Raw genomic sequence first — 16,618 nt, 5'->3', positions numbered from 1 at the left:
GTCCTGGCCGACCGCCGAGGCGAGCACGCCCGAGCCGACGTACGGCACCCCGGACAGCTCAAGGAGCCCCTGCAGCGTGCCGTCCTCCCCGTAGGGGCCGTGCAGGACGGGGAAGACGACGTCGACCTCGCCGAGCGCCTTGGGCACCGAGCCCGGTTCGCTGTAGACGACCTCGCGGCTGGCGGGGTCGACGGAGAGCACCACCGCGCCCTCGACCGAGTCGGCGAGCTGCTCCACCGTCGGCGTGCGCCGCTCGGTGATCGCCATGCGTTCGGGCTCGTCGGCGGTGAGGGCCCACCGGCCGTCCGTCGTGATGCCGATCGGCAGGACCTCGTACTTGGTCCGGTCGAGGGCGGCGAGGACGGCGCCGGCGGTGACCACGGAGATCCCGTGTTCGGAGCTGCGCCCGCCGAACACGACGGCGACCCGCGGCTTGCGGGACGGCTGCTCGGGGCTCTGGGGGAGGTTCTCGGTGCTCATATCGCGTTGAGAGTACCCGTCCCCCAGGCCGCGTCACAGCGTCCACCCCGGGCGAACGAGCGAGGGTGGCTCAGCGTCGCTCGGGCTTCGCGCTGCGCGACATCAGCTCCTTGACGGCGACCACCGGGGGCTTGCCCTCGTGCACGATCTCGAAGACCGTCTCGGTGATCGGCATGTCGATGTCGTGCCTGCGGGCCAGATCCAGCACCGACTCGCAGGACTTGACGCCCTCGGCGGTCTGCTGGGTCACCGCGATGGTCTCCTCCAGGGTCATGCCCTTGCCGAGGTTGGTGCCGAAGGTGTGGTTCCGGGACAGCGGCGAGGAGCAGGTCGCCACCAGGTCGCCCAGGCCCGCAAGCCCGGAGAAGGTCAGCGGGTCGGCGCCGAGCGCGACACCGAGCCGGGTGGTCTCGGCGAGGCCCCGGGTGATGAGCGAGCCCTTGGCGTTGTCGCCGAGGCCCATGCCGTCCGCGATGCCGACGGCGAGCCCGATGACGTTCTTCACCGCGCCGCCGAGTTCGCAGCCGATGACGTCGGTGTTGGTGTACGGGCGGAAGTACGGGGTGTGGCAGGCGGCCTGGAGGCGCCGGGCGACGGCCTCGTCGGTGCAGGCGACGACGGCGGCGGCCGGCATCCGGGCGGCGATCTCCCGGGCCAGGTTGGGTCCGGTGACCACGGCGACCCGGTCGGCGCCCACCTCGGCGACGTCCTCGACGACCTCGCTCATCCGCATCGCGGAGCCGAGTTCGACGCCCTTCATCAGAGAGACGACGACGGTGTCCGGGGCGAGCAGCGGGCGCCACTTCGCGAGGTTCTCGCGGGCCGTCTGGGAGGGGATCGCCAGGACGGTGAAGTCGGCGCCGGCCGCGGCCTCGGCGGCGTCGGTGGTGGCCCGGACGTTCTCGGGGAGCTCCACGCCCGGCAGGTAGTCCGGGTTGGTCCGGGTGGAGTTGACGGCGTCGACGAGCTGCGGGCGCCGCGCCCACAGGGTGACCTCGCATCCCGCGTCGGCGAGGATCACAGCGAACGCGGTGCCCCACGACCCGGTGCCGAAGACGGCCGCCTTGACGGGCTTGCTCACGTGCCCTGCCCTTCTGCCTGTTTGCCGTGCGTCTGTGCCTGGGTGCGCCCCCGCGTCTGCGCCTGGGTGCGGCGCCGCTGTTCGATCCGCTCGCGGCGCGGGTCGTAGGGCGTCTCGGGCGCCTTCTCGCCGCGGATCTCCTCCAGCTGGCGGGTGACGGCGGCCATGATGACCTCGGTGGCCTCCTTCAGCACCTCCGCGGTCATCTCCTGGCCGTAGAACCGGGAGAGGTCGACGGGCGGGCCGGCCAGCACGTGGTGGGTCTTGCGGGGCAGCAGGCGCGGCTTCTTGGCGTACGGCGGCAGCAGTTCGTTGCAGCCCCACTGGGCGACCGGGATGACCGGGCACCTGGTCTGCAGGGCGACGCGCGCGGCGCCGGTCTTGCCGGTCATGGGCCAGCCGTCGGGGTCGCGGGTGAGGGTGCCCTCGGGGTAGAAGGCGACGCACTCGCCGCGCTCCACGGCGTCGATCGCGGCCCGGAAGGCGCTGAGCGCGTCCGTGCTCTCCCGGTAGACGGGAATCTGCCCGGTGCCGCGCATCGCGGCACCGACGAACCCCTCCTTGAAAAGCCCGCTCTTGGCCAGGAAACGGGGAAGGCGGCCGGTGTTGTACTGATAGTGCGCGTATCCGAGGGGATCGATGTGGGAATTGTGATTCACGGCGGTGATGAATCCACCCTCGGCCGGAATGTTCTCCATTCCCCGCCAGTCCCGCTTGAGCAGTATCACCAGCGGCGGTTTGCAGATCACCGCGGCCAAGCGGTACCAGAAGCCGATTCTGCGGCGGGGCACGCGGACACCTTCCTCTAGGGCCTGGGCGGGGCAGGGGAGCCGCACAAGTGTCGCCCCGGGCCACCGGTCTGTCGAGGACACGGTACGCCCCGACCACCTGGTGACCACTGCCCCCGGGTGACAATGAGCGCGACAAGAGAGGGACGGATCGCCTGTGCAGTGGACCTTGGTCGTGCCCGTGAAGCCCTTGGCCCGGGCCAAGAGCAGGCTGTCGGACACGGCGGACGACGCGGTACGGCCGGACCTCGCGCTGGCGTTCGCCCTGGACACCGTGGCGGCGGCGCTGTCCTGCCCGGCGGTGGCGGATGTGGCAGTCGTCACGGACGATTCCCGGGCGGGTCGGGAGCTGGCCGCGCTCGGCGCCGGCGTCGTCGCCGACGAGCCGGGCGGCGGCCTGAACGCGGCCCTGGCCCACGCGGCGGCGGCCGTACGGGCCTCGCGCCCCGGAAGTCCCGTGGCGGCGCTGAACGCCGATCTCCCGGCGCTCCGGCCGGCCGAATTGGCCCGGGTACTGAATGCGGCGGCACAATTCCCGCGTTCTTTTCTGCCGGACGCGGCCGCGATCGGCACGACGCTGCTGGCCGCCGCCCCGGGCAGCGAACTGGACCCGTTCTTCGGCCCGGATTCCCGCCGCGGACACCGCGCGTCGGGCGCGGTGGAACTGGGGCTCGACGCGGTGGATTCCGTACGGCAGGACGTCGACACCGGCGAGGATCTGCGCGCCGCGCTGGCGCTGGGGGTGGGACCGCGGACGGCCGCGGCCGCGGCGCGGTTGCTGATCGCCGAGCAGTAGGCTGCCGTCATGCAGGCGACCGCTTACACGTACGACCCCGACAGCCGCTGCGGGCAGGTGCTGCTGGACGACGGCACTCCGGTGCCGTTCGACGCGGCGGCGTTCGACGCGGGCGGCCTGCGGCTGCTGCGCCCCGGGCAGCGGGTGCGGATCGAGACCGAGGGGACGCGGGGGCCGGGCGAGGGCCTGCGGATCACGCTGATCACGCTGCAGACGCTCTGAGCGACGCCTCCTGAACAGGCCGCGGGCCGGACTCCCGAGGGAGTCCGGCCCGGCGTGTGAGTGCCCTGGGTGCCGCCGCCCGTCACTTCTTGCGTGCGGTGGCCTTCTTGGCGGTGGTCTTGCGCGCGGTCGACTTCTTGGCCGGCGCCTTCTTGGCCGTGGCCTTCTTCGCCGGGGCCGTCTGCGCGGTGGTCTTCTTCGCCGTGGTGCCGGCCGACTTCTTCGCGGGGGCCTTCTTGGCGGCGGTCTTCGCCGTGGTCGTGGTCTTCTTCGCCGCCGTGGCCGTCTTCTTCGCCGCGCCCGTGGTCTTCTTGGCTGCGGCCTTCTTCCCCGCGGCCGTCGTCTTCTTGGCGGCGGCCTTCTTGCCCGCGGCCTTGGAGATGGTGGGCGGCGGGCCGGAGAGGCTGCCCTTGGGCGCCTTCTTGACCGCGATGTCGTTCTTCGGGAGCTTCTTCGACCCGCTGACCAGGTCCTTGAAGCCCTGACCGGCGCGGAAGCGCGGAACGGAGGTCTTCTTGACCCGAACCCGCTCGCCCGTCTGAGGGTTACGGGCGTAGCGTGCCGGGCGGTCGACCTTCTCGAAGGAACCGAATCCGGTGACCGAGACCCGGTCGCCCGCGACCACCGCGCGGACGATGGCGTCCAGAACCGCGTCGACGGCGTCGGCGGCCTGCTGCCGCCCCCCCATCTTGTCGGCAATCGCTTCTACGAGCTGCGCCTTGTTCACGTCTTCCCCTTCGGAGACCTCGCCAGAACGAGAATGTTCAAGCTTTTTCGCACGTTAGGCAGATATATACCGCAAATCAAACACGAAACGGGCTAATCACCCTTGTGCCGCAACGGACTCGACTGTCCCGGCCTGTTCAGCGTTGCCCGTCGGAGAACCGACCTTCGTCGAGATCCTCCGTGAACCGCTCCAGACGCCTTGCCGCACCGGCGGGATCGTGCTTGGCCGCAGCCGTAATGACCAGCAGCTTCCGGGTCAGCGCCATCCGTACGCCCTCCGGGACTTGCAGTGCGCGCACTCTTGTGTGCGCTTCCTTGAGCCGGGACGCGACCGCCGCATAGAGCTGGAGTTGGCCGTCGTGTTCCATGCACAGATTGTGCCATCTGGGGCGAGTTGTCGCCTGCGCAGGGGGCAACTGCCGCCCCACACGGCCCCTCGGACCACCGCCGAAGAGGCCGCCCGATGACTCACGTACCCCGCCAACCACCTGCGTAACGTGGGAAGTTGCCGCCTCGCCGGACACCGTCCGGGCCCCGACACGGCCGTACCCCCGATCGGTCCGATCGGGGGTACGGGGGGTGTCTGCGGGTGGCCGAAAGTCGACCTCGCTACGGCCTCAAGGTCAGACCTGGACCGTCCGCGGCTTGAACGACGGGCGCTTCGCCTCGTACGCGGCGATGTCCTGCTCGTTCTGGAGCGTGATGGAGATGTCGTCCAGCCCGTTCAGCAGCCGCCAGCGGGAGTTCTCGTCCAGCTCGAAGGCGGCGGTGATGCCCTCGGCACGCACCTCGCGGGCCTCCAGGTCGACCGTGACCTCGGCCTGCGGGTCGTTCTCCGTCAGCTCCCACAGCGCGTCCACGGTCTTCTGGTCGAGGACCACGGTGAGCAGGCCGTTCTTCAGCGAGTTGCCGCGGAAGATGTCGGCGAAGCGGGAGGAGATCACGGCCTTGAAGCCGTAGTTCTGCAGCGCCCACACCGCGTGCTCGCGGGAGGAGCCGGTGCCGAAGTCGGGGCCGGCGACCAGCACGGTGGCGCCCTGCCGCTCGGGCTGGTTGAGGACGAAGGTCTCGTCCTTGCGCCAGGCCTCGAACAGCCCGTCCTCGAACCCGTCCCGGGTCACCTTCTTGAGCCAGTGCGCGGGGATGATCTGGTCGGTGTCCACGTTGCTGCGGCGCAGCGGGACAGCCCGGCCGGTGTGCGTGGTGAATGCTTCCATGGCTGATCAGACTCCAGCGGGCGTGAGGGCGTCGGCGGCGGCGAGGTCGGCCGGGGAGGCGAGGTGCCCCGTGACGGCGGTCGCGGCGGCGACCTGCGGGGACACCAGGTGGGTACGCCCGCCCTTGCCCTGCCGGCCCTCGAAGTTGCGGTTGGAGGTGGAGGCGGAGCGCTCACCGGGGGCGAGCTGGTCGGGGTTCATGCCCAGGCACATCGAGCAGCCCGCGTGCCGCCATTCGGCCCCGGCCTCCTTGAAGACCGCGTCCAGGCCCTCGGAGACGGCCTGCAGACCGACCCGCGCGGAGCCCGGGACGACCAGCATCCGTACGCCGTCGGCCACTTTGCGGCCCTTGACGATCTCGGCGGCGGCGCGCAGGTCCTCGATGCGGCCGTTGGTGCAGGAACCTACGAAGACGGTGTCCACCTTGATGGACCGCAGCGGCTGACCGGCCTCCAACCCCATGTACTCCAGGGCCTTTTCGGCGGCGAAGCGCTCCGAAGCGTCTTCGTACGAAGCCGGGTCGGGGACGACGGCCGAAAGCGGCGCGCCCTGGCCGGGGTTGGTGCCCCAGGTGACGAACGGCGACAGCTCGGCGGCCTCGATGACCACCTCGGCGTCGAACTCGGCGTCGTCGTCGGTGCGCAGCGTCTTCCAGTACTCGACCGCCGCGTCCCAGTCCGCGCCCTCGGGGGCGTGCGGGCGGCCCTTGAGGTAGGCGAAGGTGGTCTCGTCGGGGGCGATCATGCCCGCGCGGGCGCCGGCCTCGATCGACATGTTGCAGATGGTCATGCGGGCTTCCATCGAGAGCTTCTCGACGGCCTCGCCGCGGTACTCCAGGACGTAGCCCTGGCCGCCGCCGGTGCCGATCTTCGCGATGATCGCGAGGATCAGGTCCTTGGCGGTGACGCCGTCGGGCAGCTCGCCGTTGACCGTGATCGCCATGGTCTTCGGGCGGACCATCGGCAGCGTCTGGGTGGCCAGCACGTGCTCCACCTGGGAGGTGCCGATGCCGAAGGCCAGCGCGCCGAAGGCGCCGTGCGTCGAGGTGTGCGAGTCGCCGCAGACCACGGTGGTGCCGGGCTGGGTCAGGCCCAGCTGCGGGCCGACGACGTGCACGACGCCCTGCTCGACATCGCCCAGCGGGTGCAGCCGGACGCCGAAGTCCGCGCAGTTCTTGCGCAGCGTCTCCAGCTGGACCCGGGAGACCGGGTCGGCGATCGGCTTGTCGATGTCGAGGGTCGGGGTGTTGTGGTCCTCGGTGGCGATGGTCAGGTCGAGCCGCCGCACGCCGCGGCCGCTCTTGCGGAGGCCGTCGAAGGCCTGTGGGCTGGTCACCTCGTGCAGCAGGTGCAGATCGATGAAGAGGAGGTCGGGCTCGCCCTCTGCGCGCCGGACGACGTGGTCGTCCCAGACCTTCTCCGCGAGTGTCCTACCCATCGCTTTCCCTCCGGCCGGCAACGGCTCGCCGGCCCAACTAGAGATCTTGAGGAAGCGGCGCCCGCGCCCCGGTTTCCGGGCTGCCGCCACCAGGCCCTTACGTCACGGGCCGTTGTGACTTGGTGCCTTCCAGAGTGGCGCGTTCCACGGAAAATTGAACTTGCGTTTCACAGAGTGAGACGCGAGTATCGTTGCATGGACAACAGTAGCGGCGTCGGCGTTCTGGACAAGGCGGCCCTCGTCCTGAGCGCTCTGGAGTCCGGTCCGGCCACCCTCGCGGGTTTGGTCGGTGCGACCGGACTGGCACGACCCACGGCCCACCGCCTGGCCGTGGCGCTGGAGCACCACCGTATGGTGGCGCGCGACATGCAGGGCCGCTTCATCCTCGGCCCGCGCCTGTCGGAGCTGGCCGCCGCGGCCGGCGAGGACCGGCTGCTCGCCACGGCGGGCCCGGTGCTCACCCACCTCCGTGACGTGACGGGCGAGAGCGCTCAGCTCTACCGCCGCCAGGGCGACATGCGCATCTGCGTCGCCGCGGCGGAGCGGCTGTCCGGCCTGCGGGACACGGTGCCGGTCGGGTCCACGCTCACGATGAAGGCCGGTTCGTCCGCCCAGATCCTGATGGCCTGGGAGGAGCCCGAGCGGTTGCACCGCGGCCTGCAGGGCGCACGCTTCACGGCGACGGCCCTGTCCGGCGTACGGCGCCGGGGCTGGGCCCAGTCCATCGGCGAGCGCGAGCCGGGCGTCGCCTCGGTGTCCGCGCCGGTGCGCGGCCCGTCCAACCGCGTGGTGGCCGCCGTCTCCGTCTCCGGCCCCATCGAGCGCCTCAGCCGCCACCCGGGCCGGATGCACGCCCAGGCCGTCATCGACGCCGCCGGCCGCCTGTCGGAGGCCCTGCGCCGCTCCAGCTGACGATCCCAGGGTCGGCCTCAACGCCGCGGCCAACCTTGAGTACAGCGCCCCGCCAGGGGCGCGGGGCTGTGACATATGCGGCTCCGCCGCGCGGGCGCGCCCAGCCCCCAACCGACCCGCACCCGCCGCACAACGAAAACGGCCCCCCACCTCAAGCGTTTCCGCTGAGGCGAGGAGCCGTCGTCCCGTACCCCCGACCGGATTCGAACCGGCGCTACCGCCTTGAGAGGGCGGCGTGCTAGGCCGCTACACAACGGGGGCGTGGATCCTGCGTTTCCGCAGGTCCGAGCTGGTCTACCTGGACTCGAACCAAGACTAACTGAACCAGAATCAGTCGTGCTGCCAATTACACCATAGACCAATGTGGTTTAGACCAGACAGTACCCCCGACCGGATTCGAACCGGCGCTACCGCCTTGAGAGGGCGGCGTGCTAGGCCGCTACACAACGGGGGCCCTAGCGATCACCATGAAGTGGATCACCGTACCCCCGACCGGATTCGAACCGGCGCTACTGCCTTGAGAGGGCAGCGTGCTAGGCCGCTACACAACGGGGGCTTTGCAGATGAGCTCTGCGAGCTGGCCTACCTGGACTCGAACCAAGACTAACTGAACCAGAATCAGTCGTGCTGCCAATTACACCATAGGCCACTGGAACGCAAGCCCCGTGCTGGGGATCTTGTTCTAGTTTCGCGCTTTCGGTTCCGGCCTTTCAGCCCGCTCCCCGGCGGCGCAGGAAGAACATTACCCGAAGGTGGACGGGGCTCCAAAACGAGTATCCCCACCGAGGAGCGAGGGGAGTTCCGCGAGGGACGCGATGCGGCGCGGGCCGACGGGCGGGTCGACGGTCGCGTACACGCCGCCCCGGTCGAGCCAGACCGACAGCAGCCCGGCGTCGGCGGCGCCCCGGCCGTCGATCTCCGGGTGGTCGCCGACGTAGGCGACCTGGTCCGGGGCGAGGGAGAGCGCTCCGCAGGCGGCCAGGAAGGCGCCGGGGTCGGGCTTGGAGACGCCCAGCTCGGCGGCGCACAGGATGGCCTCGAAGCGGTCGTGGACGCCGAGGACGCGCAGTTTGCGGTCCTGGACGGTGAGGCTGGAGTTGGAGAGCACGGCGTGCCGGTGGCTGGCGGCGAGGGCGTCGAGGACGGGCAGGACGTCCGGGAAGAGGGCCCAGGCGGCCTCGTAGTGCGCCAGGTAGCGGTCGAACCAGTCGTCGGCCTCGGTGTCGGTCAGCTCCGGGCGGTCCAGGAAGACCCGGGTGCGGTCGCGCCGCTGGGTGACGAAGTCGACCTCGCCGGCCGCGAACCGGGCCCACTGGGCATCGGTGACCGCCCGCCACTGGGTCAGGGCCTCCTCGGCGCTTCCGTACCGGTCGAGCAGCCCCTCCGCCACGAGGTGGGCGCGCATGCCCTCGCGGTCCGCGGAGGTGTAGTCGAAGAGGGTGTCGTCGACGTCCCAGACCACGGCTTCGATCGTCATGTCCCCGACGGTACCGGGGTACGGCGAGGGGCGGCAGACCGTGCCGGCACGGTCTGCCGCCCCTGTCAGGCGTACGGGCGTCAGGCCGCGAGCCGCGCCAGCGCCGCGTCGATCCTGGTCAGGGCCTTCTCCTTGCCCAGGACCTCCAGGGACTCGAAGAGCGGCAGGCCGACCGTGCGGCCGGTGACGGCGACGCGGACCGGGGCCTGGGCCTTGCCGAGCTTGAGGCCGTGGGCCTCGCCGGCGGCCAGGACGGCCTCCTTGAGGGACTCCGGGGAGCTCCAGTCCGCCGCGTCCAGCTTCTCGCGGGCGGTGCGCAGCAGGGCGTCGGAGCCCTCCTTCATCGCCTTGGTCCAGCTCGCCTCGTCGAAGACCGGCTCCGGCAGGAACAGGAAGTCCACGTTGTCGGTGATCTCGGAGAGGACCTTCAGGCGGGTCTGCGCGTGCGGGGCGATCGCCTGCCACTTGGTCTCGTCGAAGTCCTCTGGCGCCCAGGGGGCGAAGGGCGGCTTCAGCCACGGGCGGCAGCGCTCGGCGAAGTCCTTCGCCTCCAGCATGCGGATGTGGTCGCCGTTGATGGCCTCGCACTTCTTGAGGTCGAAGCGGGCCGGGTTGGGGTTGACGTCCTTGACGTCGAAGGCGGCGACCATCTCGTCGATGGTGAAGATGTCCTGGTCGGCGGAGAGGGACCAGCCGAGCAGGGAGAGGTAGTTGAGCAGGCCCTCGGGGAGGAAGCCGCGCTCGCGGTAGAGGTTCAGGGAGGACTGCGGGTCGCGCTTGGAGAGCTTCTTGTTGCCCTCGCCCATCACGTACGGGAGGTGGCCGAAGGCCGGGATCTCCTTGGCGACGCCCAGCTCGATCAGCGCCTTGTAGAGGGCGATCTGGCGCGGGGTGGAGGAGAGCAGGTCCTCGCCGCGCAGGACGTGGGTGATCTCCATCAGGGCGTCGTCGACCGGGTTGACCAGCGTGTACAGCGGGGCGCCGTTGGCGCGGACGATGCCGTAGTCCGGGACGTTCTCCGGCAGGTAGGTGATCTCGCCGCGCACCAGGTCGGTGAAGGTGATCGCCTCGTCGGGCATCCGGAAGCGGACGATCGGCGTGCGGCCCTGGGCCTCGTACTCCTCGACCTGCGCGGTGGTCAGCTCGCGGCAGTGGCCGTCGTAGCCGGAGGGCTTGCCGGCGGCGCGGGCGGCCTCGCGGCGGGTGTCCAGCTCCTCCTGGGAGCAGTAGCAGCGGTAGGCGTGGCCGGCGTCCAGGAGCTTCTGGGCGACGTCCTGGTAGATGTCCATGCGCTGCGACTGGCGGTACGGCGCGTGCGGGCCGCCGACCTCGGGGCCCTCGTCCCAGTCGAAGCCGAGCCAGCGCATCGAGTCGAGGAGCTGATTGTAGGACTCCTCGCTGTCGCGGGCGGCGTCGGTGTCCTCGATGCGGAATACGAAATGAGCACCGCTGCCCTGGTGGTGGCGCGCGAAGGCCCAGTTGAACAGGGCGGTGCGGACCAGGCCCACGTGGGGGTTACCGGTGGGCGAGGGACAGAAACGGACGCGTACGGGGGACGACGCTGCGCTAGCCACGCTTGACAACCTTGTTGGTGAGAGTGCCGATGCCTTCGATGGTGACGGCGACCTCGTCGCCGACGTTGAGGGGGCCGACCCCGGCCGGGGTGCCGGTGAGGATCACGTCGCCGGGGAGCAGGGTCATCGCCTCGGTGACGTTGACGACCAGGTCCTCGATGGAGTGGATCATCTCGCTGGTGCGGCCGAGCTGGCGCTGCTGCCCGTTGACGGTGAGCTGGATCGTCAGGTCGGCGGCGCGGGCGAGGTCGATGTCCGTCTCCACCCAGGGGCCGAGCGGGCAGGAGGTGTCGAAGCCCTTGGCCCGGGCCCACTGCTTCTCGCGGCGCTGGACGTCGCGGGCGGTGACGTCGTTGGCGCAGGTGTAGCCGAGGATGACGTCGGCGACGCGCTCGCGCGGGACCTCGCGGCACATGCGGCCGATGACCACGGCCAGCTCGGCCTCGTGGTGCAGTTCCTGCGAGAAGGAGGGGTACTGGATGTCGTCGCCGGGGCCGGTGACCGAGGTGGACGGCTTGAAGAAGGCGAACGGGGCGTCGGGCACCTCGTTGCCCAGCTCCCGGGCGTGCTCGGCGTAGTTGCGGCCGAAGGCGACGACCTTGTTGGGGAGCACCGGCGGCAGCAGCCGGACCTTGCTCAGCGGGACCTTCGTGCCGGAGAGCTCGAAGTCCGCGAACGGGATGCCCTTGATGATGTCGAGGACGAGCTGGTCCGGCTGGTCGCCCTCGACCGCGCCGAAGGCGACGTTCCCGTCGATGGAGAACCTGGCGATGCGCACGGGTTGCTTGGCCCCTTGACTGATGCGGCTGGAGTCTGACGCTCCAGGCTAACGCGGCAAGGGGCGGGTGCCTCGCGCATCACCGCCGCTGGGGCCGGGCGTGCTACTCGGCCGGGGTGGCCGAGGCGGGGATCTCCATGAGGATGGTGCGCCGGGGGTTGGCGGTCTGGGTGGGGAGCTCGACGGCGTGCTCCGGCTGCTCCGGGGCCCGCAGTTCGCCGGTGTCCTTCAGGTGGACCAGCGTCGTGCGGCGCGGATTGGCGATCTTGTGGAACATCATCGTCGTCTTCACGGTGGTACGAGCCTCATGGGGTGCGGGCGCCGGGCCGGCCCGGAAGGGCCTCGCGCGGGCGCGGGTTGTCGGATTTGCCTTCTCTGTAAAGCGCCAGGCTAAACACGCGATTCCCCACCGAAGACGTGAAGGACTCATGGCGCCCGTGTGAGTTTCCTCACTGAGCAAGGGGCAAAGCGGTCAAAGCAGACCCCCACCCTGCCGACAAAAAACGGACATTGCCCACCTGAAGCGGCCATTCCGCTCCTGATCATGGCGACTGGGACACCCACCGGGGACCGATGACTCGTGACCATACGCCCGTTTTGCCGTCGACCACTCTCTACGTCCGGTGACCCGCCCCTCACGTGCTGTCACGCCGGTCGCGGGCTCTCCCATGGCCCTTGTTGGAGATCCTGCACTGTGCTGGAATCTCACGGACCGCCGCAGGATCGAGCCGGCACACGGGGGGCGCACCGAAGCGCCGAGTGGCGGCAAGAGGGGGAACCGGCGCCGGTTACTCACGACCATCAGGGGGCGTATTCAGGGCGCCCCCGACACGCCGACACCGTGCCTCGCCGTTCACGCGGAGGGGTGCCTGGTCCAGAGGTTGCGACGCTAGTGCAGGGACGTTTCAAGAGGGATGGCAGCGCTTCGGCGGAGCCGCAGGCGCAGGGTGGGACTGGCCCCATGACAGGCAGCTCCTCTCCCCAGCACGCCCAGCACGCCCACAAGGGTGCCTCGGGCCCGGCCGCCTCCGGCCCCGGCGGCGAACGCTCCGGACGGGGCGGCCCCGCGGGGACCCCCGGCACGCCCGGTGCCTCCGGCGGGCCCGGCGGCGCGTCCGGTGCGTCCGGTGTGTCCGGTGCGGAGAGCCAGGCGTCGGCGGCGAAGCCGGCGAAGGGCCCGAGCGGTCCCGGCTCCCGAATAGCCCTGCGCAACTGGCGTATCTCCACCCGTCTGGTGTCCCTGCTGGCGCTCCCGGTCGTCGCGGCGACCTCGCTGGGTGCCCTGCGCATCAGCGACTCCATGGACAACATCCAGCAGCTCGACAACATGAAGCTGCTGACGGAGATGACCGCGCGGGCCACCGAGCTGGCCGCCGCGCTCCAGGAGGAGCGGGACAAGTCGGCGGGTCCGCTGGCGCACAACTCCTCCTCCAGCGCGTCCGCGGTGAAGGGCGACCGGGAGAAGACCGACCGTGCCCTGGCCAACTTCATCGACGGCTCCGAGGACATCGACGCCGCCAGCAAGGACGGCAACCTCCAGGGCGTGCGCGACACCGTCGTCGGTCTCGCCAGCGAGCTCAACGGCCTCAGCAAGATCCGCAACTCGGCCTACGAGGACCCCCGCAACTCGACGCAGACCGTCGACGCCTACCACCGCCTGATCACCCACCTCCTGGACCTCTCCCAGGACATGGCCGAGGCGACCAGCAACCCGGAGATGATCCAGCGCACCCGCGCGCTGTCGGCGTTCTCGTCCGCCAAGGAGTACGCCTCGGTGCAGCGGGCCGTCATCGCGGCGGCGCTGCCCGCGAGCAACGACGCGTCCGGCAGCCTCTCCGAGAACGACCGGCTGTACGCCGAGGCGGCCCTGGACAGCCAGGAGTACGACCTGCGCAGTTTCGCCAGCATCTACGGCAGCGGCTCCACCGAGCTCCTCCAGCCCATCGAGGAGGGCAACGCGACGATCGAGGCGGCGGACAAGTACGCCGGCCGGGTCCTCGCCAACCAGGGCGCCATCGAGGAGATGGAGAAGCAGTCCTACCAGGACTGGCTGGACAGCAGCTCCACCAAGATCCAGCAGATGACGAACATCGAGCACACGCTGCTGGAGGACATGGAGCAGCAGGCGCGTGCGCTGCGCAGCGAGTCGGAGCGCGAGGCGATCCTCTCCGGCGCGCTGATCCTGATCGTGCTCGGTGTCTCGCTGGTCGGCGCGTTCGTCGTGGCCCGCTCCATGATCCGTTCGCTGCGCCGCCTGGAGGAGACCGCGACCAAGGTCGCCTCCGACCGGCTGCCCGAGCTGGTCAAGCAGCTCTCCGAGTCCGACCCGCAGGACGTCGACACCTCCGTGGAGTCGGTCGGCGTGCACTCCCGGGACGAGATCGGCAAGGTGGCCGCGGCCTTCGACGACGTGCACCGCGAGGCGGTCCGGCTCGCCGCCGAGCAGGCCCTGCTGCGGGGCAACGTCAACGCGATGTTCACCAACCTCTCGCGCCGCTCCCAGGGCCTCATCCAGCGTCAGCTGTCGCTCATCTCCGAACTGGAGTCCCGCGAGGCCGACCCGGACCAGCTGTCCTCGCTGTTCAAGCTCGACCACCTCGCCACGCGCATGCGCCGTAACGGTGAGAACCTCCTCGTCCTCGCCGGTGAGGAGCCGGGCCGCCGCTGGACCCGTCCGGTGCCGCTGGTCGACGTGCTCCGTGCCGCCGCCTCCGAGGTGGAGCAGTACGAGCGCATCGAGCTGGCCTCCGTGCCGACCACCGAGGTGGCCGGCCGGGTCGTCAACGACCTCGTGCACCTGCTCGCCGAGCTGCTGGAGAACGCGACGTCGTTCTCCTCGCCGCAGACCAAGGTCAAGGTCACCGGTCACGCGCTGCCCGACGGGCGGGTGCTGATCGAGATCCACGACACCGGCATCGGCCTCTCCCCCGAGGACCTCGCCGCGATCAACGAGCGGCTGGCCTCGCCGCCCACCGTGGACGTCTCCGTCTCCCGCCGCATGGGTCTGTTCGTGGTCGGCCGCCTGTCGCAGCGCCACGGCATCCGCATCCAGCTGCGCCCGTCCGACTCCGGTGGTACGACCGCGCTGGTCATGCTGCCCGTCGATGTCGCCCAGGGCGGTCGCAAGCCGCAGGGCAAGCCCGGTCAGCCCGGTGTCGGCGGTCCCGCCGCCGCGCAGGCCGCGGCCGGTGCCGCGGCGGCCCGGCGGGCGGGCGGCGGCCAGGGCGGCGCGCTCGGCGCGGGTGCCCCGGGCGGTCCCCGGCTCGCGGCCGGTCAGGGGCCGCGCGCCGCGCTGCCCGGCCGGGACGGCGGACAGCCGGGCGGCGCGCGCGGCCCGCAGTCCCCGGCGGCACCGCAGTCCCCGCAGGCTCCGCAGAACCGTCCGGCTCCGGCGGGCGCGGGTGCCGGTCAGGCGCCGGGCGCCCCGCAGGGCCTGCAGGCCGCGGGTCTGAACGCGCCGCAGCCGCAGCAGGGCCAGGACGCCTTCGGCAACGCCGCGCCCGCCGCACCGCAGCGGAGCCGGCGCAAGGGCGGCACCCCCGGCACCCCCGACGCATCCGAGCGAGGCCGGCGTCCGCAGCTGCCGCCGCGCGGCGGCCCGCGGGCCGAGCTGCCCGGCGGCAACCCGCAGCCCCGCGTGCCCAGCTGGAGCGACGAGAACACGCAGCCGTCCGTGGACCGCGCCGCGCTGGACGCCCCGCGCGGCCACGAGGAGCCGGACGTCGCCCGCACCGCGCCCGTCCCGCGGATCGACGACCGGCAGGGGCCGGCGGCGACCGCCGAGATGCCGGTGATCGGCCGCTCCGGCGAGCAGGACGGGCCCGCCGCCACGGCCGAGTTCGCCCGCCCGGACTTCGACGCGCCCGCGCCGGGCACCGCCGACTCCCGGCACACCGGCCAGTACGCCGCGCCGGAACGGAACGCTCCGGCACCCGCCGACCCGTTCGGCCGCCCCGGCGGTCACGGACCGCAGGGCGGCGGCCAGGACGGGACGCGGGACAACGGCCCGTTCGTCCGCTCCGACGTCTTCGGCACACCCGCCGGACCGAACGGCGCGGGCGGCCCGGCCGACCAGGACCGGTTCGGCGCCCCGCAGGCCTACGACGACGGCTCGGCCACGGGGCGGCACGGCCTCCCGGGCCACCAGGACCCGGCCGCCACCGGCCAGTTCGACCGCCAGAACCTGAACGGCACCGGCGGGTACGACCGGCAGGACGCGTCGGCGACCGGCCAGTACGGCCGCCAGGACGCCTCCACCACCGGCCAGTTCGACCGGCAGGCTCCGGCGCCGGCCGGGCAGTACGACCGCCAGGACCCGGCCGCCACCGGCCAGTTCGAGCGGCCGGCCCCGGCCCGCGAGGACGCGTTCGGGTCGCAGGGCTTCGAGCCCCGTGACCCGGCGGCCACCGGCCAGTTCGACCGGCCGGACCCGGCGCCCGGTGCCCCGTACGACCGCCAGGACTCGTACGACCGGCAGGACCCGTACGACCGGCAGGACCCGTACAGCCGGCAGGACCCGGCCCCCGCGGACCCGTACGCCCCGCAGGACCCGGCCGTCACCGGCCAGTTCGAGCGGCCGTCGGCGGGTCGCGGGGACGGCTTCGGCGGGACCCATCTGCAGCGTCCGCAGCGGCCCGTGCGGCAGGAGCCCGAGGCGCTGCCCCCGGCCACCGGCCCCGGTGACGGCCGTACGCCGCTGTTCGACACGCTGGAGACCAACTGGTTCCGCGGCGAACGGCGCGAGCGGCAGGCCGGCGGCGACGCGCCGCAGGCCCCCGAGCAGCAGACCCCCGAGGCGGCACAGCCCGCCGCACCCCAGCGTCCCGCCGCCTCTTCCTGGCGCAGCTCGCCCAACGACGAACTCGTCCGGCAGGCCGAGCGTGTCCGGCAGCCGGCCGCGGGCGGTATCACCACCTCCGGCCTGCCGCGCCGGGTGCCCCGTGCGAACCTCGTACCGGGCACGGCTCAGCAGCAGTCCCACCAGAGCGGTCCGCAGGTCTCGCGCGCACCCGACGAGGTACGCGGCCGGCTGACCAATCTCCGTCGGGGTATCGCACAGGGCCGTCAGGCGGGAAGCGGCCAGACCGGCAACTTCCCGAGGCCCACTCACCAGCAGGAGCGTTAGTTGAG

14 protein-coding genes, 5 tRNA genes and 1 pseudogene are annotated in these 16,618 nt (G+C 71.6%); 4 read left to right on the top strand and 16 right to left on the bottom strand.

The features are described from left to right. From J7I94_RS24415 to J7I94_RS24405, 3 genes and pseudogenes are all read right to left on the bottom strand, one after another. Window positions 1-480: pseudogene (locus J7I94_RS24415) on the bottom strand (D-alanine--D-alanine ligase A); the annotation flags it as partial. A gap of 70 nt (window positions 481-550) precedes the next feature. Then, the gene (locus J7I94_RS24410) at window positions 551-1,561 is read right to left on the bottom strand and encodes an NAD(P)H-dependent glycerol-3-phosphate dehydrogenase (RefSeq protein ID WP_215170034.1); all 1,011 of its coding nucleotides are present in this window, start codon (window positions 1,559-1,561) and stop codon (window positions 551-553) included. Next, window positions 1,558-2,352: a 1-acyl-sn-glycerol-3-phosphate acyltransferase gene (locus J7I94_RS24405; RefSeq protein WP_215170032.1), complete on the bottom strand. Its 795-nt coding sequence runs from the start codon at window positions 2,350-2,352 to the stop codon at window positions 1,558-1,560. Before J7I94_RS24405 ends, J7I94_RS24410 begins: the two co-directional genes overlap by 4 nt. Before the next feature lie 154 nt (window positions 2,353-2,506). Here J7I94_RS24405 and cofC point away from each other — a divergent pair, with 154 nt between their 5' ends. Both cofC and J7I94_RS24395 read left to right on the top strand, forming a co-directional pair. Next, a complete protein-coding gene (gene cofC, locus J7I94_RS24400; RefSeq protein ID WP_215170031.1) occupies window positions 2,507-3,145 on the top strand; it encodes a 2-phospho-L-lactate guanylyltransferase in 639 nt (212 codons plus the stop codon). Between the two features lie 9 nt (window positions 3,146-3,154). Next, window positions 3,155-3,367, top strand: a complete 213-nt coding sequence (locus J7I94_RS24395; RefSeq protein WP_215170028.1) for a hypothetical protein — start codon at window positions 3,155-3,157, stop codon at window positions 3,365-3,367. 82 nt (window positions 3,368-3,449) lie between these two features. Here J7I94_RS24395 and J7I94_RS24390 read toward each other — a convergent pair whose 3' ends face one another. The 4 genes from J7I94_RS24390 to leuC all read right to left on the bottom strand — a co-directional run bounded on the left by J7I94_RS24390 (window position 3,450) and on the right by leuC (window position 6,747). Then, on the bottom strand, window positions 3,450-4,094 hold the full coding sequence (locus J7I94_RS24390) for an HU family DNA-binding protein (RefSeq protein WP_215170026.1): 645 nt from the start codon (window positions 4,092-4,094) through the stop codon (window positions 3,450-3,452). A 136-nt stretch (window positions 4,095-4,230) separates the two neighbouring features. Next, window positions 4,231-4,461, bottom strand: a complete 231-nt coding sequence (locus J7I94_RS24385) for a hypothetical protein (protein WP_215170024.1) — start codon at window positions 4,459-4,461, stop codon at window positions 4,231-4,233. A gap of 255 nt (window positions 4,462-4,716) precedes the next feature. Continuing rightward, complete coding sequence (gene leuD, locus J7I94_RS24380) at window positions 4,717-5,310, bottom strand: 3-isopropylmalate dehydratase small subunit (RefSeq protein WP_215170022.1); 594 nt, start codon at window positions 5,308-5,310, stop codon at window positions 4,717-4,719. Between the two features lie 6 nt (window positions 5,311-5,316). Then, window positions 5,317-6,747, bottom strand: a complete 1,431-nt coding sequence (gene leuC, locus J7I94_RS24375; RefSeq protein ID WP_215170020.1) for a 3-isopropylmalate dehydratase large subunit — start codon at window positions 6,745-6,747, stop codon at window positions 5,317-5,319. Between the two features lie 195 nt (window positions 6,748-6,942). Between leuC and ndgR the strand changes: the two genes are divergently transcribed. Then, window positions 6,943-7,659 carry an IclR family transcriptional regulator NdgR gene (gene ndgR / locus J7I94_RS24370; protein ID WP_215170018.1) on the top strand — a complete coding sequence of 239 codons (717 nt, stop codon included), beginning with the start codon at window positions 6,943-6,945 and terminating at the stop codon, window positions 7,657-7,659. A 188-nt stretch (window positions 7,660-7,847) separates the two neighbouring features. On the opposite strand, the gene J7I94_RS24365 is transcribed toward ndgR, so the two are convergent. The 9 genes from J7I94_RS24365 to J7I94_RS24325 all read right to left on the bottom strand — a co-directional run bounded on the left by J7I94_RS24365 (window position 7,848) and on the right by J7I94_RS24325 (window position 11,780). Further along, window positions 7,848-7,920: transfer RNA gene (locus J7I94_RS24365), tRNA-Glu, on the bottom strand. 28 nt (window positions 7,921-7,948) lie between these two features. Then, window positions 7,949-8,020: transfer RNA gene (locus J7I94_RS24360), tRNA-Gln, on the bottom strand. Between the two features lie 20 nt (window positions 8,021-8,040). Then, a tRNA-Glu gene (locus J7I94_RS24355) sits at window positions 8,041-8,113 on the bottom strand. A 29-nt stretch (window positions 8,114-8,142) separates the two neighbouring features. Continuing rightward, window positions 8,143-8,215 (bottom strand) — tRNA-Glu (locus tag J7I94_RS24350). A 21-nt stretch (window positions 8,216-8,236) separates the two neighbouring features. Next, window positions 8,237-8,308 (bottom strand) — tRNA-Gln (locus tag J7I94_RS24345). A 93-nt stretch (window positions 8,309-8,401) separates the two neighbouring features. After that, the gene (locus J7I94_RS24340; protein WP_215170017.1) at window positions 8,402-9,136 is read right to left on the bottom strand and encodes an HAD family hydrolase; all 735 of its coding nucleotides are present in this window, start codon (window positions 9,134-9,136) and stop codon (window positions 8,402-8,404) included. An 80-nt stretch (window positions 9,137-9,216) separates the two neighbouring features. Continuing rightward, complete coding sequence (gene gltX, locus J7I94_RS24335; RefSeq protein WP_215170015.1) at window positions 9,217-10,710, bottom strand: glutamate--tRNA ligase; 1,494 nt, start codon at window positions 10,708-10,710, stop codon at window positions 9,217-9,219. Continuing rightward, window positions 10,703-11,488, bottom strand: a complete 786-nt coding sequence (locus J7I94_RS24330) for a fumarylacetoacetate hydrolase family protein (protein WP_215170013.1) — start codon at window positions 11,486-11,488, stop codon at window positions 10,703-10,705. Before J7I94_RS24330 ends, gltX begins: the two co-directional genes overlap by 8 nt. Window positions 11,489-11,591: 103 nt before the next feature. Next, window positions 11,592-11,780 carry a hypothetical protein gene (locus J7I94_RS24325; protein ID WP_215170011.1) on the bottom strand — a complete coding sequence of 63 codons (189 nt, stop codon included), beginning with the start codon at window positions 11,778-11,780 and terminating at the stop codon, window positions 11,592-11,594. Between the two features lie 600 nt (window positions 11,781-12,380). On the opposite strand from J7I94_RS24325, the gene J7I94_RS24320 reads away from it, so the two are divergent. Continuing rightward, window positions 12,381-16,613: a nitrate- and nitrite sensing domain-containing protein gene (locus J7I94_RS24320; RefSeq protein WP_215170009.1), complete on the top strand. Its 4,233-nt coding sequence runs from the start codon at window positions 12,381-12,383 to the stop codon at window positions 16,611-16,613. Window positions 16,614-16,618: the final 5 nt, after the last annotated feature.

Origin of the sequence: Streptomyces sp. ISL-12 (genome assembly GCF_018614415.1) — a bacterium.
GTDB lineage: Bacteria > Actinomycetota > Actinomycetes > Streptomycetales > Streptomycetaceae > Streptomyces.
The sequence above is the reverse complement of the archived record's forward strand: the minus strand, read 5'-3'. Positions and strand labels throughout refer to the sequence as shown.